Origin of the sequence: Paraburkholderia suaedae (genome assembly GCF_040812055.1) — a bacterium.
GTDB lineage: Bacteria > Pseudomonadota > Gammaproteobacteria > Burkholderiales > Burkholderiaceae > Paraburkholderia.
Genome location: NZ_JBFOAH010000019.1, coordinates 104574 through 119317 on the forward strand (window position 1 = coordinate 104574; position 14744 = coordinate 119317).

14 protein-coding genes are annotated in these 14744 nt (G+C 64.8%); 5 read left to right on the forward strand and 9 right to left on the reverse strand.

Annotated elements, in window-relative coordinates:
• Window positions 1–47 precede the first annotated feature (47 nt).
• On the reverse strand, window positions 48–755 hold the full coding sequence (locus ABQJ48_RS24000; protein WP_367840492.1) for a transposase: 708 nt from the start codon (window positions 753–755) through the stop codon (window positions 48–50).
• Between the two features lie 187 nt (window positions 756–942).
• On the opposite strand from ABQJ48_RS24000, the gene ABQJ48_RS24005 reads away from it, so the two are divergent.
• Both ABQJ48_RS24005 and ABQJ48_RS24010 read left to right on the forward strand, forming a co-directional pair.
• Window positions 943–1668 (forward strand): OmpW/AlkL family protein, encoded by a 726-nt coding sequence (locus ABQJ48_RS24005; protein WP_367840493.1) that lies wholly within the window; start codon window positions 943–945, stop codon window positions 1666–1668.
• A gap of 342 nt (window positions 1669–2010) precedes the next feature.
• Window positions 2011–2391 (forward strand): ElaB/YgaM/YqjD family protein, encoded by a 381-nt coding sequence (locus ABQJ48_RS24010; protein ID WP_367840494.1) that lies wholly within the window; start codon window positions 2011–2013, stop codon window positions 2389–2391.
• 150 nt (window positions 2392–2541) lie between these two features.
• Here ABQJ48_RS24010 and ABQJ48_RS24015 read toward each other — a convergent pair whose 3' ends face one another.
• The 7 genes from ABQJ48_RS24015 to pilM form a co-directional block, all read right to left on the reverse strand.
• Window positions 2542–3747, reverse strand: a complete 1206-nt coding sequence (locus ABQJ48_RS24015) for a deoxyguanosinetriphosphate triphosphohydrolase (protein WP_473094175.1) — start codon at window positions 3745–3747, stop codon at window positions 2542–2544.
• A 75-nt stretch (window positions 3748–3822) separates the two neighbouring features.
• A complete protein-coding gene (gene aroB / locus ABQJ48_RS24020) occupies window positions 3823–4899 on the reverse strand; it encodes a 3-dehydroquinate synthase (RefSeq protein WP_473094177.1) in 1077 nt (358 codons plus the stop codon).
• A gap of 8 nt (window positions 4900–4907) precedes the next feature.
• Window positions 4908–5459: a shikimate kinase gene (locus tag ABQJ48_RS24025; protein ID WP_367840496.1), complete on the reverse strand. Its 552-nt coding sequence runs from the start codon at window positions 5457–5459 to the stop codon at window positions 4908–4910.
• A gap of 106 nt (window positions 5460–5565) precedes the next feature.
• Window positions 5566–7275, reverse strand: coding sequence for a type IV pilus secretin PilQ (locus tag ABQJ48_RS24030; RefSeq protein WP_367840497.1), 1710 nt, complete (start codon window positions 7273–7275; stop codon window positions 5566–5568).
• Window positions 7275–8207, reverse strand: a complete 933-nt coding sequence (locus ABQJ48_RS24035; protein WP_367840498.1) for a hypothetical protein — start codon at window positions 8205–8207, stop codon at window positions 7275–7277. The genes ABQJ48_RS24030 and ABQJ48_RS24035 overlap by 1 nt, the downstream gene beginning before the upstream one ends.
• On the reverse strand, window positions 8204–8932 hold the full coding sequence (locus ABQJ48_RS24040) for a fimbrial assembly protein (protein WP_367840499.1): 729 nt from the start codon (window positions 8930–8932) through the stop codon (window positions 8204–8206). Before ABQJ48_RS24040 ends, ABQJ48_RS24035 begins: the two co-directional genes overlap by 4 nt.
• Complete coding sequence (pilM, locus tag ABQJ48_RS24045; RefSeq protein WP_367840500.1) at window positions 8929–9921, reverse strand: type IV pilus biogenesis protein PilM; 993 nt, start codon at window positions 9919–9921, stop codon at window positions 8929–8931. Before pilM ends, ABQJ48_RS24040 begins: the two co-directional genes overlap by 4 nt.
• A gap of 254 nt (window positions 9922–10175) precedes the next feature.
• Between pilM and ABQJ48_RS24050 the strand changes: the two genes are divergently transcribed.
• Window positions 10176–12572 (forward strand): penicillin-binding protein 1A, encoded by a 2397-nt coding sequence (locus ABQJ48_RS24050; RefSeq protein ID WP_367840501.1) that lies wholly within the window; start codon window positions 10176–10178, stop codon window positions 12570–12572.
• Between the two features lie 170 nt (window positions 12573–12742).
• Here ABQJ48_RS24050 and cyaY read toward each other — a convergent pair whose 3' ends face one another.
• Window positions 12743–13060, reverse strand: coding sequence for an iron donor protein CyaY (cyaY, locus tag ABQJ48_RS24055; protein ID WP_367840502.1), 318 nt, complete (start codon window positions 13058–13060; stop codon window positions 12743–12745).
• 35 nt (window positions 13061–13095) lie between these two features.
• Here cyaY and ABQJ48_RS24060 point away from each other — a divergent pair, with 35 nt between their 5' ends.
• Entirely contained in the window at window positions 13096–13449 is a 354-nt protein-coding gene (locus tag ABQJ48_RS24060) for a lipoprotein (protein ID WP_367840503.1), read from the forward strand.
• 9 nt (window positions 13450–13458) lie between these two features.
• The gene (gene lysA / locus ABQJ48_RS24065; protein ID WP_367840504.1) at window positions 13459–14721 is read left to right on the forward strand and encodes a diaminopimelate decarboxylase; all 1263 of its coding nucleotides are present in this window, start codon (window positions 13459–13461) and stop codon (window positions 14719–14721) included.
• Window positions 14722–14744: the final 23 nt, after the last annotated feature.

Consider the following 14744-nt stretch of genomic DNA (forward strand, 5'->3'; position numbering starts at 1 on the left):
CGGCATTCGAGATGCCGTTGGCGCCCAGCCTTTTGATGCGAAACGCTTTATGAAGTGTGCGGCGTCTCGCGCACCTTGCGCGGCCGACCGCGCGGCAGCGGCGAAACGCGCCGGTTGGCGGCCCGCGCCGCCCATTCCCGGTATGTTTCGCTGCCCAGAACCCAGCCTTTGAGCGTGGCCTGCTGGAGCTGACTCGCTTCGCGCTCGTCGAGCGGTTGTTCGCACAACTCGCGATACGCCCGCTGCCGCTCGAACGGCGTATTGCCTAGCGACCAGTACAACGGATGGTCCGTGATCAGGCTGTCGAGCGTGAGGCCGATGTGGTGCCGGTAGCTCGACCAGCGATAGTCCTCGGGCGCACTGACGAGCTGCGCGCGCACCGGGCACATCTCGACCACACGGCTCGCCAGCAGGAAGTAGCGTTCGCCCTCGATTACCGTGGCCCGGTAACGGCCCTCCCACAGCGTGCCGCGGCGCGCATAGCGTCGATTGAAGTGGGCGACGTAGCGACGCCCGACGGCCTGCATTGCTTTGGGCAGACTCGATTCTTCGGTGGGCGTGACGAGCAGTTGCACGGCGCCCGGCATCAGTGCATAAGCGTGGATCGATAAGTGATGGTCGCGTGAAGCCGCTTTCAGACAGTCGATGAAGAGTTCGTAGTCCTGGTCGTCGACGAATGCGGGTTGCTGGTCGAGCCCGCGCAGGATGACGTGCTGCGGCTGGTCAGGGACATAAAGACGTGCAAGCCGTGCCATGCTGGAGTATCCGATAGTCGCGTTGGTACATACCCGAAGGTCCGAAGAACCGCGTGCGCCGGAGCTTCGGCGCACAGCGGCAAAGCCAGAAACCGCGCGGCGCTTAGGGAGAAAGCTCTAGCCGCCGCGTATGGTTTGTTGCAATCGTTCTCGTCATAATGGGCGGGCCTTTTTTGGAGGAGCACATATGAAATTAAAACAGGCCGTAACGGGGATGGCGGTGCTTGCCTGCATGACAACGGCAGCACACGCACAATCGGCCGGTAGCATTTACGTCACGACGGGCTGGTTCCATCTGGCGCCTCAATCGAGCAGCGACCCATTGAGCGTCACGAGCATTGGCGGCAGCCCGACTAACATTACCGAAGCCAACACAGGTGCATCACTCGGTTCAGCCGACACCATCGGCCTTGCCGCTGGCTACTTCATTACAGATCACATCGCAACAGAATTCGTGATGGGCTACCCGCCCACTTTCGACCTCAACGGCACGGGTAGCCTGGAACAGTTCGGCAAGCTCGGCCAGGCGAAGCAGTGGAGCCCGACTCTGCTGTTCAAGTACTACTTCAATGCGCCGACCGCTGCGTTCCGTCCATATCTCGGCCTTGGTGTGAGCCGCATCTGGTTCACCGACGAACACATCTCGAACAGTGCATTCGAAGCTAACGTCCTGCATGGTCCGACCAGCGTCACAACGGATAGTTCGTGGGAGCCGGTGTTTAACGCCGGCTTCACGTACGCGTTCAACCAGCACTGGTTTGCGGGCCTGTCGGTCTCCTACCTGCCGCTCAACACGACCGCCAAACTGACCACCGCGGCCGCCACACCGGTCGGCACGCTCACCGTGCAGTCGCAAACCAAGATCAAGCTGAACCCGATCGTCACCTACGTCAACATAGGTTACCGTTTCTAACGCTCCGGGAAATGGGGGCTGTAGAGCTAGGTTAGTCGAATTTTGGTGGCTTGGACAACGCCGTCGTCTATGCGATTACGGCGTTCCCTCAGGCACGCACGCAAGTCAGGTTCGACGGAAAGACCTGCACATTTGCAAGTTATTCCCCATAGGCGTCGACTTGTGCAATTTCTGCCAACGTCTTAACAGGTGGCGCCCCCGTGCGGAGAGGCTTGCGCCTCTGGCATTGAAGTTGCGTCGATACGCTGTTTCCCGCGTTGCGTCGCGCTGCTCTCGATTCGTCGCAAGCTCAGGGCTGGCGCGACAGCACATGGGACCTTTCCCCTCACTGAAGGAGCGACCATGACAGCACTTCCGAATACAAAAGATGCTCTCGGCGAATCCTGGAACACCACGGGGCGCCGCGCGCGGCGCATCGCTCGCCATAGCCGTCACGCGGTCGAAGACATTGCGGGCGAACTGCGCACGCTGTTGTCGGAACTCGAGGCCACGCTCGCCGACGGCACCCAGGCCGACGCCGTGGCATTGCGCGGCACGATCGGCAAGCAACTCGAAGCGGCGCGGACGCGCCTCAACGATACTCGCGATGCCGTGCGCGAACGCGCGGCGGGCGCGATCTCCGACGCTGATCACTACATCCATGAGAATCCGTGGCAGACCATCGCGATCGTCGGCGGGGTGGCGCTGATTGTGGGTGCACTGTTCGCGTCGCGGTTGCGCTGAGTTGCGCTGAGTTGCGCCACGTTAAGCGATCGCAAACGCGGCCGCCACCGATTCGAGGGCCCGGATCGTAGCTCTGAATGCGCGCCGGCACCGCGCGGCGCTGCGCTATCCGCTGCGTGCGTGTGAACGGCCGGCGCGCACTCGCGCCGCCTAGCTGTCGTCGATCACGAAGAGCCGCTGGTATTCCTTCAGCGCGTAGCGATCCGTCATGCCCGCGATGTAGTGCGCGATCAGACGCGGTTGCTCAGCCCGGTCTGCCGATTGATAGTCGGGCGGCAACAGCCGCGAATCTTCCGTGAACGCGTCGAACAGGCCGACCACCACGCGACGCGCTTTGTTGGCCATGCGCATCACCCGGTAATGCCGGTACAGGTTTTTGAACAGGAAGCGCTTGAGCGTAGCGGCCTGCGCGGCAATCGCATCGCTGTGCGCGACCAGTGCGGGCGCTGCACGCACGGCCTCGAGCGAAGCAGGCGCGCAGCGGATCAGGTTTTGCCTCGTCGTGTCGATGAGATCGACCACCAGCGTATTGATGATACGGCGCACCGTCTCATGAATAAGCCGGCGCCCGTCGATCTGCGGAAACTCGCGGCGCGCGGCGTCGTAGTGCGTCTGCCACAACTCCACTTCGGCGAGCTGCTCGATTGTCAACAACCCCGAGCGCAAACCGTCGTCGACGTCGTGGTTGTTGTACGCGATCTCGTCGGCAACATTGGCGATCTGCGCTTCGATAGACGGCTGCCGTCCTTCCAGAAAACGCTCGCCGAGCGCGCCCAGCCGCCGTGCGTTCTCGCGGGAGCAATGCTTGAGGATGCCCTCGCGCGTCTCGAAGCACAGGTTCAAGCCATTGAACGCACCGTAGTGCTCCTCCAGGTCGTCCACGACCGCGAGGCTTTGCAGGTTGTGCTCGAAACCGCCGTGCTCGCGCATGCATTCGTTCAGCGCATCCTGCCCGGCATGGCCGAACGGCGTATGACCGAGGTCGTGCGCGAGCGAGATTGCTTCGACCAGGTCTTCGTTGACGCGCAGATTGCGCGCCACCGAGCGCGCCAACTGCGCGACTTCGAGACTATGGGTGAGGCGTGTGCGAAACAGGTCTCCCTCATGATTCACGAACACCTGAGTCTTGTACTCGAGCCGCCGGAACGCCGTCGAGTGCACGATGCGATCGCGATCCCGCTGGAACTCGGTGCGCGCGCTGGGCGCGGCTTCCGGGTAGCGGCGGCCGCGCGACTGCGCGCAATGCACCGCATAGGGCGCGAGATGCGCTTCGAGGGCGTGCTGCGTCGGCGCGGCGATTGCCGCGACGTCTGCCGCCGGGTCATGCTGTAGATCATCGCTGCGCCTGTCGGTCACAGGGGTTCTCCGAAACATGGGCGGCGCCTCGTGACGCTGGTGCGTGATGCGTGGCTGAAATTGCTTCGTCGTTTTCTAGACAGCGGCGGCCAGCGTGGCGTGCACTGCGTCGTCGGGCGCCCGGGTGATCAGCGTCTCACCGAAACGCTTGAGCAAAATGAATTTGATCGCGCCGGCTTCCGCTTTCTTGTCGACCTGCATCAGCTCGACGTAACGCGCTTCGCCGAGCGCCGGCGCGCGGGTCGGCAAGTGCGCGGCGACGATCAGGTCGACCAGACGCCGGCGCGACGCTTCGTCCAGATAGCCCATGCGCACGGACAGATCCGCCGCCATGGCCATCCCGCAGCCGACCGCCTCGCCGTGCAGCCACTCGCCGTAGCCGAGGCCGGCCTCGATTGCGTGGCCGAACGTGTGGCCGAAGTTGAGAATCGCGCGCAGTCCGCCTTCACGCTCGTCGCGCGCCACCACCGACGCCTTGATTTCGCACGAGCGCTTGACCGCCTCGATCAGCTCAGCGGCTTCCCGGCGATTCAGCGCCTCGATGTTGGTTTCGATCCAGCTGAAGAAATCGGCGTCGGCAATCGCGCCTGTCTTGATCACTTCCGCGACGCCCGCCGCCAGTTCACGCGCGGGCAGCGTGCCGAGCGCGCCGATGTCGGCGATCACCGCCTGCGGCTGGTAGAACGCGCCGATCATGTTCTTGCCGAGCGGATGATTGATGCCGGTCTTGCCGCCCACCGACGAATCCACCTGCGATAGCAAGGTGGTGGGCACCTGAATGAACGGCACGCCGCGCATATAGCAGGCCGCGGCAAAGCCAGTCATGTCGCCGATCACGCCACCGCCCAGTGCAATCAGCGTGGTCTTGCGATCGGCGCGCGAGCCGAGCAGCGCGTCGAAAATCAGGTTCAGCGTTTCGAGATTCTTGTGCGCCTCGCCGTCGGGCAACACGACCGTCGACACCTGCTTGCCGAGCGGCGCCAGCGCGGCGCGCAGCGTGTCACCGTAAAGCGGGTTGACCGTGGTGTTGGTGACGATGGTCACCGAGCTGCCAGCGATGTGCGGCGCGAACAGGGCGGTCTGGCCGATGAGGCCGGCACCGATATGAATGGGGTAGGCGCGTTCGCCCAATTCGACATTGACGGTAATCATACGGTCCATTATGACGCAGGATGTTTGGCGACGCCGGCCATCTCGAGCTGCATCAGAACCATGTTGACGAGTCCGTTGACAGAGGGCCGGCCGGTTTCTATCACGAAATGCGCGCATTCGCGGTAGAGCGGATCGCGCACTTCGTAAAGCGCTTCGAGGCGCGCCTTGGGGTCTTCGGTCTGCAACAGCGGGCGATTCTTGTCGCGCCGCGTGCGCAGCCACAAATCGTGCGGATTGGCGCGCAGATAGATCACCACGCCGTTGTTCTGCAGCGCTGCCCGGTTTTCCGGCCGCAGCACCGCGCCGCCGCCGGTCGCCAGCACGATGCTGTCGCGCCCGGTCAGCTCTGCAATCACGTTCGCCTCGCGCTCGCGGAAGCCCGCTTCGCCTTCCAGCTCGAAGATGACCGGGATGCGCGCGCCGGTGCGCGCCTCGATTTCATGGTCCGAATCGAAGAACGGGCGATCGAGACGGCGCGCAATGGCCCGGCCCACGGTGGTTTTCCCTGCCCCCATGAGCCCTACAAAAAATACGTTGGCGTGTGCGTCCCGCGCTTGCAACGGTGTCCTCTGGCTAATCCGGTATGGTTCGTGCCGCAGCTTACTGGCAAAGCGGCTGCCTTGTCGAGCCTGTGCACCGCCGCGGGCGAACGGCGGCCGCCGGCTCCTAATTTATCGGAACCACGCGCGGCGTGATGAACACAGCCAGTTCGCTGCGCGCGTCGCGATGCGCGCGATTGCGGAAGAGCGCGCCCAGAATCGGTATTTTGCCCAGGAAAGGCACCCTGCTCACGTCGTCCCGGTCGTCCGTCGCGTAGATTCCGCCGATCGACACCGTACCGCCATCCTCGACTTCCACGCGTGTTTGCACGTGTTTCGTGTTGATCGCGGGCCCAGCGTCGGTCTGCTCGCCGACGCTGTCTTTGGCGACATCGAGGTCGAGCACCACCCTGCCGTCCGGCATGATTTGCGGCTCGACTTCCAGTTTGAGCGTGGCACGGCGAAACTGCACCCCCGACACGCCCTGCGCAACCTTCGCCTGATACGGTAGCTCGGTGCCCTGCTCGACCACCGCTTTCATCCGGTCCGCGGTGACGACCCGCGGACTCGAAACGATTTTGCCGTGCCCTTCGGCTTCAAGCGCGCTCAATTCCACGTTCAGCAGCCGCGTCGCGCCGGCGGCGAACAGCGTCAGGCCAGCGGTGGCGGCGTCGAACCCGGAAATCGGCCGGGCGGCCAGGTCGTAGAGCGTGCCGTCGGTGCCACCGTGCAGGCCCTTTGCCGTACCGTCGGTACTGGTGGCCGCCAGCGAAAGCCGCGCGCCGAGATTGCGCGAGAAGCCATAGTCGCCCTCGACGATCCTCGCTTCGATCAGCACCTGACGAGTCGGGCGGTCGACGGACGCGAGCAGCGCCGCGATCTGCTCCAGGCGAGCGCCGAGATCGGTCACGAACAGCAGATTGGTGCGCGGGTCCGCCGTCACGGCGCCGCGCTTGGACAGCACGCGCTGGGTTCCCGAGCCGGTCAGCAGACGCCGCACGTCCTCCGCGTGCGCGTAGTGCAACTCGAACGTGCGGCTTGCGAGCGGCTCGAGATCGGCGCCCCGCGCGTGCGCTTCGAAGCGTTGCCGCTCGCGCGCGGCCAGCTCCGCCTGCGGCGCGACCCAGATCACGTTGCCGTGACGCTCCATGGCCAGATTGTTGACGTCGAGCAGGGTATCGAACGCAGTGCGCCAGGGAACCTTGTCCAGCCGCAGCGAAACGACGCCACGCACCCGTTCGCTCGCGACGAAGTTCAGCCCCGTGAACTCCGCGAACGCCTTGAGTACGGCGCCGAGTTGGGCGCGCTGGAAGTTCAACGAGATCGGCTTGTCGTCGGCGCCGCGTGCGGTGCCAACGACGTCGGCGGCGCTGTTCGGCGTGTCGCTCAGGCGCGTGCGCGGCGGCAGTGGCACCGGCGGGCCTTCCAGTGCACTCGAGCCGCCGGCGTCGTCACCCGCCGCAGCGGCCGATTGCTTGGCGAGTGGCACGGAACCGTCGACGGCGGCGGCGAAGTCGTCCGCATTGGCATTGCGTGACCGCGTGGCCAGTCGGGACGCGCCCGAGTCGTCTGGCGCGTCGTCGCGAAACGGGTTCGCCACCTCGGTGGATCGAGCGCGCGGCAGCGGGACTGCGCGGTCCTCAGTGTCGGCTGCAGCGACGGCGTCGTCGAAGGGCATGTAGCTCGGCAGCGGCGGCAGCGCAGCGCGCGCAACACTGGCGCTCAGTGCAGCGCTCACGTAAAGGCCGATACACACCCGAACGTAGATGCCCGTTCTAGCAGAAGCGCGAGTTTCGGGGCGTGAGGACACGGTGCGCAACGGCGTTGCAATGCTCATCACGAAGCCTCCGTCAGCGCGAGAATGCGCGTCACGCCGCCGTTATCGACGAGCGTAACGCCGAGCGCGTCGAGCTTCGCGACGCGCTCCGCGCCGAGCTGCTGTCCCTTCTCGACGGTGGCTGAACCCTCCGGCATCTCGAGCAAAGCCAACGCGCGCGTGCGATCGCGCAGCAGGCCGGCCAGACGCAATCGCGAAACATCGGGCGGTTCGCCGGCTGCGTGCATCTGCGGCTGCGAGAACGGATCGAAGAATACGACGTCTTCGTCGTCGTCCAACTCGAGGCTCGGATCGTCGATCGCGTGTGCGGCGTTCTTCGCGGCCAACGGCCGTAACGCGCTGAATACGTGCAGGGTCGCGTTCACCGATAGCCCTGCAGTGTCCTGTTTGACGGTGACGTCGACGGGAGCAATCAGCACTGGCAGGTCCGACAGTCCATGCAGGAACGCCATCAGATGAACGAAGTCCGTGTGCGCAGTGAACTGCAAAGGGCGCATGCGCTCCACGCCCTCGCCTTTGCCGGCGCCCGGTTCGACTGCAAGCAACGCAACACCATTCTGCGCGGCGAGCTCGCAGACGATGCGCACGTCGTCCGCGGAACTCCACGGCGAGGTTGACGGCACCATCGGCGCAACCGGCAGGCCCGCCGCCGCCCGCCGCAGCAAAGGCAATTGCGCAAGCGCGCGCCTCGCGTCCGCGATACGCTGAGCGCTTGCGGCCAACGCCGCGCGGCTCGTCTCGACACCGCCGAGATCAGCGACGATCCAGCCATACGCGCCAAGTCCCCACACCAGTGCAAAGATCAGCAGCGCGACGGCCCAGCGGCGGCGCCGGCTCCATGCGTGGAGCGGCACGCGCAGCCGCGTCAGCCAATACGAAACGGAGAGTTGTGCGCTTGCCGTGACGCCCGGCTCGAAAAAGATCGTACTCATTGTGTACCTCCTGAGGGTGCGGACTTCACAGGGCTCGCCGGCGCCGAGCCAGCTCTCCTGGTGGCGCTCGGCGCCGGATCGTCCCAACGCAAGCGCGCGCCGAACTCCACGGGAGCGCTCACGCTTTCGCTCGTGCCTTCATTCGCGCGCACGCTTGCGCGTGTCACCGGACGATGCAAGTCGGCGATCTCCGCCCCCTTCACGCCCGCAATCGCACTCAGCCGCTTGAGCCACTCGGCCGACGCCAGATGACTGCGCGACGTCGCCAGCAGCTCCGTCTCGTGCTCGCGCTGGCGCAATTGACGCAACACCACGCCGCCGCCCGGTTCGAAGCTCAGTGCTTCGAGCAGGTCGAGCAGTCTCTCGAGCGGCTCGGATAAGCTCGCCGCACGCGCCGCGTTTTTGCGCTGCTCCTCCTGGGTGCGGAGCAATCTCGCGTGCTCCGCTAGCGGCGTACTCAGTTGGACCAGGGACTGTTCGAACGACGCACGCTCCCGGTCGAGCCGCGCTTTCTCGAACGTCTGCCACGCGGCCAACGCAAGAATGGCGGTACATCCGGCGAGCGTCGCGGCCATCCATTCGCGCACGCGCGCCTGGCGCGCAAGCCGCGCATTGCGTTGCCGGTACGGCAGCAGATTGAAGCCGCCCAGCCACGGCCGAACGAAGCGCGCCGCCCGCGACCGGTTCGGACCGCCCTCGCGCAAAAGCAAAAGGCCGCGGATCATTCGAGCACCCCGCGCAACGCCAGCCCGAACGCCACGGCGCTGGCGGGCTCATGCAGCAACTCATCGCTGAGCGGCCGCACGAGACCGCCGAGCGCCGCGCATTCGAACGGCAATACCGTGCAGCCCAGTACGTCCGCGACATCCGCGAGCGAGAAGCCCACGCCATCGAGCAAATCGATTTCGCCGCTCACCAACGCGCAGTCGAGCCCGGGTCCTTCGACGAGATCGCGCAACGCGTCGGCCAGGTCGGCGTGCTCCGGCGCCGGATAACGCATTTCGCCGGCGATGCCCTCGTCGACGATGCGCCAGCCGTACACGCCGTCCGTGCCGACCCACAAAGCCGCATACGGCTCGTGCTGATCGAGTTCGCGGCTTGCCGCGTAGCGCATCGCGCGCAACGCCGCATGCGGTTCGCCGTCGACGGCGGTGAGCGAGATGCCCGCGGTGGCCGCGCATTCCATGCGCGCTTCCAGATGCTGGCGCGCGGTGGCGGCGATCTTCACCGAGCGGACCGGCGCCGGCGAATCATCGACAAACCAGTCGACCGCCAGCGCGTGCCTTTCGACACCCGCTATGCGCTCGGCCTCGCCCATGACGGCGGGCTCCAGCTCGCCCAGCGCCGGCCCGCCGTCTTGCGCGCAATGACTTTGCGCCGCGAGCCGCGCGAGCGGCACGGTGGTAGTTAAAGTGGCCGATGCGGGCACCGCCATCGCGCAGCGCAACGCGTGGCTTGCGCATGCACGCGGCAGCCCGGCAAACGCGTCGCGCAATGCTCGCGCCACCGCCTGGCGATCGGCGATCTCTGCGCCGGCCATCGCGCTGGCCGGCAGGGGCACAGTCCTGAGGTACTCGAGATACAAAGCGCCGCGTGCGCGCGAGCGCTGGCTCACCACCACCAGTCGCAGGTTTTGGGAACCCACGTCGATTCCGGCGGCAAACCGCTGCCGGCCCGAATGCACTGTCTGAAGCCATGAACTTTTGAACACCATCACGCCCTCCTCTGACTCACGCGACGAACCATTCGAACGCGATTTGCGAAGGACAATTGTGCGTAGCCTGAGCGCCGCACGACACTCAGCCGAATGGCTAACGTTGAGCAACGGGCGCCCTGCGTGCGATCAAAGCGACTACAGTAAAGTCATTCCCGCGCCGCGCCCGTGAACCTGTCGAGTCATGTCCGTAAGCGCGCCGAAAGCTCAAAAGCGAGGCGGCTATAATCGCGGGACTGTTTTTTGGTGCACATATGCAATCAACGTCTCCCACGTCGCCGCCGCCCGCGCCTCAGAAGCGCAAACGTTCGCTCTGGGCCCAACTCGTCATTGGCTTTTTCGGACTGATCGTCGCAGGGTTCGTGTGCGTGCTGCTGGTGCTCGGCTATGCGCTCGTCGTTGCCACGCCGAACCTGCCTTCGCTGGACGCACTGACGGACTATCGTCCTAAGGTGCCGCTGCGCATCTATACGGCCGACCACGTGCTGATCGGCGAATTCGGCGAAGAGCGGCGCGACATCGTGCACATCAAGGACGTGCCCGATAGTCTGAAGAAGGCGATCCTCGCGATAGAAGACGCGCGCTTCTACGATCACGGCGGCGTCGACCTCACCGGCATCGCACGCGCCGGCTTCGTCGCGCTCACCAACGGCCATGCCACGCAGGGTGCCAGCACCATCACGATGCAGGTGGCGCGCAACTTCTTCCTGTCAAGCGAGAAGACGTATACGCGCAAGATCTACGAGATGCTGCTCGCGTACAAGATCGAGTCGAAGCTGACCAAAGATCAGATTCTCGAGGTATACATGAATCAGATCTATCTCGGTCAGCGTGCGTATGGTTTCGCGAGCGCAGCGCGCGTGTACTTCGGCAAGGACCTGAAAGATTTGACGCTGGCCGAGTCGGCCATGCTGGCCGGTCTGCCGAAGGCGCCGTCCGCGTATAACCCGGTCGTCAATCCGAAGCGCGCCAAGGTGCGGCAGCAGTACATCCTGCAGCGCATGTACGAACTGCATTACATCAGCCAGCAACAATACGATGAGGCGAGTCAACAGCCGCTCGTCGTCAAGGGCGCCGGCAGGGAATTCAGCGTGCACGCGGAGTACGTCGCGGAGATGGTGCGGCAGATGATGTACGCACAGTATCGCGAAGAAGCCTACACGCGCGGCCTGAACGTCGTGACGACGATCGACTCCGCCGATCAGGACGTCGCTTATCGGGCGCTGCGCAAAGGCCTGATGGACTATGAACGCCGTCATGGCTATCGCGGGCCCGAGGCGTTCATCGACTTGCCGGCCGATGCGCAAGATCGCGAGCAGGCGATCGACGACGCGTTGCTGGAGCATCCGGACAACGGCGAGATCATCGCCGCCGTCGTCACCGCGGCGAGCCCGAAGCAGGTGCAGGCCGCGTTCATCGACGGCAATGTGGCGACCATCCACGGCGACGGCCTGCGCTTCGCGCAATCCGCGCTCAGCGCACGCGCGCAGCCGAATCAACGTGTGCGGCCGGGCGCGATCATCCGGCTCGTGAAGAACGACGACGGCGACTGGTCGATCACGCAACTGCCGCAAGTGGAGGGCGCATTCATTTCGATCGTCCCGCAAGACGGCGCGATTCGCGCGCTGGTGGGCGGCTTCGACTTCAACAAGAACAAGTTCAATCACGTGACCCAGGCATGGCGTCAGCCGGGTTCGAGCTTCAAGCCGTTCATCTATTCGGCGTCGCTCGAAAAGGGACTCGGCCCGGCCACCGTGATCAACGACGCGCCACTCTTTTTCAGCGCGGCCGAAACTGGCGGCCAGGCGTGGGAGCCGAAGAACTATGGCGGCGGTTTCGATGGTCCGATGACCATGCGCACCGCACTGCAGAGATCCAAGAACCTGGTGTCGATCCGCATCCTGAATCAGATCGGCACAAAGTACGCGCAGCAGTACATCACGCGTTTCGGCTTCGACCCCGAGCGCCACCCCGCGTATCTGCCGATGGCGCTGGGCGCCGGTCTGGTCACACCGTTGCAGATGGCGGGCGCCTTCTCGGTATTCGCGAACGGCGGCTATCGGATCAATCCATATCTGATCGACGAAGTCACCGATCAGCGCGGCCTCGTGGTTGCGCACGCGCAGCCGCTGGTGGCCGCGCAAAGCGCGCCGCACGCAATCGAACCGCGCAACGCCTATGTGATGAACAGCTTGCTGCAGAGCGTCGCGCAGCGCGGCACGGGCGCGAAAACCAACGTGCTCAAGCGCACCGATCTGGCCGGCAAGACGGGCACGACCAACGATTCTCGCGACGCATGGTTCGCCGGTTATCAGCACACGCTCGCGGCGATCGCGTGGATCGGCTATGACAATCCGCGCAGCCTCGGCGACAAGGAAACCGGCGGCGGCCTCGCGTTGCCGGTGTGGATCGAGTACATGGGACGTGCGCTCAAAGGCGTGCCGGAGTACAAGATGGCTCGGCCCGACGACGTGACCGAAATCGGCTCGGAGCTTTACTTCGACGACTTCACGCCGGGGCATGGATTCGTCGCGACCGTCGGCGTCAGTCAGGCGACGCTGGATACCGAGGCTAGCGCCGCGGCGGCTGCGCCGCAGCAGGTCGGTGAACAGGAGAAGCAGGACATCATGAATCTGTTCCGCGGACACTGACGTTCGGTGTGCTGCGGCCGGAAAAGCAAAACCGCCACGCATTCAAACATGCGCGGCGGTTTTTTCTTTAAGCGCTAGATCCCACCTATATGGCGCAGCTCGGCTTCGAGCACTTGCGCCGGCGCCTTCGATCTGCGCGAACGTGACGCTCGCCGTCGACCGCGCCCCTGTTACGCCGTAAACCGAACCGGCTCGCCAGCCTGCTCCGTCGCATACGCCGACAGCGCTGCAAAAAACTCGTTGCCGCTGCGCGTGTCACGCCATTCGCCATCCACGAACCGGAAGTGAAAACCACCCGCCTTCGCGGCGATCCAGATCTCGCTCATCGGCGGCTGAAGGTTGACGATGATCTTCGAACGGTTCTCGAATTCGAGCGTCAACACATTGCCGCTGCGTTCGAATTCGATGTCGGCGTCGGTGTCGTCGAGCGCGCGTTCGATGGCCGCTAGCGCGGCCTCCGCGCGGGTCAGGTAATCACTATCGGACATGCTAAACTCCATCGATTATTTATTCAGGGACAGTCATGCGAGTCGTATCTCGGATGCGCGCGGCGGCGCCCGGCCGCGCGATTGTAGCGGTTCTCACCATTCTCGCAGGTTGTGCACTCGGTGGTTCGCTCGCAGGTTGCGGGCAACGCGGCGCGCTCTACTTGCCTACCGTGCCGCCGCTGCCCGCCCCGCCCGCTCATCGCACGCAAACGCCGCCGGAGGAAGCGCAACCCGCATCGGACAGCGCCACCGACACGAGCAGCGTGCCGGATACCTCAGGCACGCCGCTCTCGCTCGCGCCGGAAACCGAACTCGCCGCGCCCCCCGCTTCCGCTGCATCGGGCACCGCCGCCCCGCTGCCTGCCTCCGCAGTCACCCCCGTTCAATAAGACTTTCGCATGACTCGATCCGCATTTGACTACGTCGACGGCGTATTGCACGCCGAAGGCGTATCCGCCGTCTCTCTGGCCGAACAGTTCGGCACGCCGCTGTACGTTTATTCGCGCGCCGCGCTGACCGCGGCATGGAACGCGTACGCCGGCGCCTGCGCGGGCCGTCGTGCGAGCGTGCACGTGGCCGTCAAGGCCAACAGCAATCTCGGCGTGCTGAACGTGTTCGCACGCCTCGGCGCCGGCTTCGACATCGTGTCGGGCGGCGAACTGGCGCGCGTGCTGGCTGCGGGCGGCAAAGCGGAAAACACCGTGTTTTCCGGCGTCGGCAAGCACGCGGACGAGATGCGCGAGGCGCTCGCGGCCGGCGTCAAATGCTTCAACGTCGAATCGATTCCCGAACTGGATCGCCTGAACGCGGTTGCCGGCGAAATGGGCAAGAAGGCGCCTGTGTCGTTGCGCGTGAATCCCGACGTCGACGCGAAAACGCATCCGTACATTTCCACCGGACTGAAGTCGAACAAGTTCGGCGTCGCCTTCGAAGACGCGCGCGCCACGTATCAGGCGGCCGCTGCCATGGCGAATCTCGAGGTGATCGGCATCGACTGCCACATCGGTTCGCAGATCACCGAAGCTGCTCCCTATCTCGACGCAGTCGACAAGGTGCTGGATCTCGTCGAGCAGATCGAGGAGGACGGCATCAAGATCCGCCACGTCGATGTGGGCGGCGGCCTGGGCATCAGCTATGACGACGAAACCCCGCCGGAGATCGGCGAGTTCGTGCGCACCGTGCTCGATCGGATCGAAGCGCGCGGTCACGGCCATCGCGAGGTGTACTTCGAGCCGGGCCGCTCGCTGGTCGGCAATGCGGGCGTGCTGCTCACGCGCGTCGAGTTTCTGAAGCCGGGCGCGGAGAAGAACTTTGCAATCGTCGACGCGGCGATGAACGATCTCGCGCGCCCCGCAATGTACGACGCTTATCACGGGATCGACCCGGTCGCTCGGCGCGATGTGCCGGCCCATGTCTACGACGTGGTCGGCCCGGTCTGCGAAAGCGGCGATTGGCTCGGCCGCGAGCGCCTCCTGGCGGTCGAACCGGGCGATCTGCTGGCAATTCGTTCGGCCGGCGCATACGGCTTCGTGATGAGTTCCAACTACAACACGCGTGCGCGTGCGGCCGAGGTGATGGTCGATGGTACACAGGCGCACCTGGTCCGCGCACGGGAAGAGGTCAAGCAACTGTTTGCGTGCGAAACGCTTTTGCCGATGTAAACGCGGGCGCCTCGCCAGCATGA

Excerpts from the sequence above, each read along its gene's own strand:
- ABQJ48_RS24000 (WP_367840492.1), bottom strand. The coding sequence starts at position 755 with ATGGCACGGCTTGCACGTCTTTATGTCCCTGACCAGCCGCAGCACGTC.
- ABQJ48_RS24005 (WP_367840493.1), top strand. The coding sequence starts at position 943 with ATGAAATTAAAACAGGCCGTAACGGGGATGGCGGTGCTTGCCTGCATG.
- ABQJ48_RS24010 (WP_367840494.1), top strand. The coding sequence starts at position 2,011 with ATGACAGCACTTCCGAATACAAAAGATGCTCTCGGCGAATCCTGGAAC.
- aroB (WP_473094177.1), bottom strand. The coding sequence starts at position 4,899 with ATGATTACCGTCAATGTCGAATTGGGCGAACGCGCCTACCCCATTCAT.
- ABQJ48_RS24030 (WP_367840497.1), bottom strand. The coding sequence starts at position 7,275 with ATGAGCATTGCAACGCCGTTGCGCACCGTGTCCTCACGCCCCGAAACT.
- ABQJ48_RS24035 (WP_367840498.1), bottom strand. The coding sequence starts at position 8,207 with ATGAGTACGATCTTTTTCGAGCCGGGCGTCACGGCAAGCGCACAACTC.
- ABQJ48_RS24040 (WP_367840499.1), bottom strand. The coding sequence starts at position 8,932 with ATGATCCGCGGCCTTTTGCTTTTGCGCGAGGGCGGTCCGAACCGGTCG.
- pilM (WP_367840500.1), bottom strand. The coding sequence starts at position 9,921 with ATGGTGTTCAAAAGTTCATGGCTTCAGACAGTGCATTCGGGCCGGCAG.
- ABQJ48_RS24050 (WP_367840501.1), top strand. The coding sequence starts at position 10,176 with ATGCAATCAACGTCTCCCACGTCGCCGCCGCCCGCGCCTCAGAAGCGC.
- cyaY (WP_367840502.1), bottom strand. The coding sequence starts at position 13,060 with ATGTCCGATAGTGATTACCTGACCCGCGCGGAGGCCGCGCTAGCGGCC.
- ABQJ48_RS24060 (WP_367840503.1), top strand. The coding sequence starts at position 13,096 with ATGCGAGTCGTATCTCGGATGCGCGCGGCGGCGCCCGGCCGCGCGATT.
- lysA (WP_367840504.1), top strand. The coding sequence starts at position 13,459 with ATGACTCGATCCGCATTTGACTACGTCGACGGCGTATTGCACGCCGAA.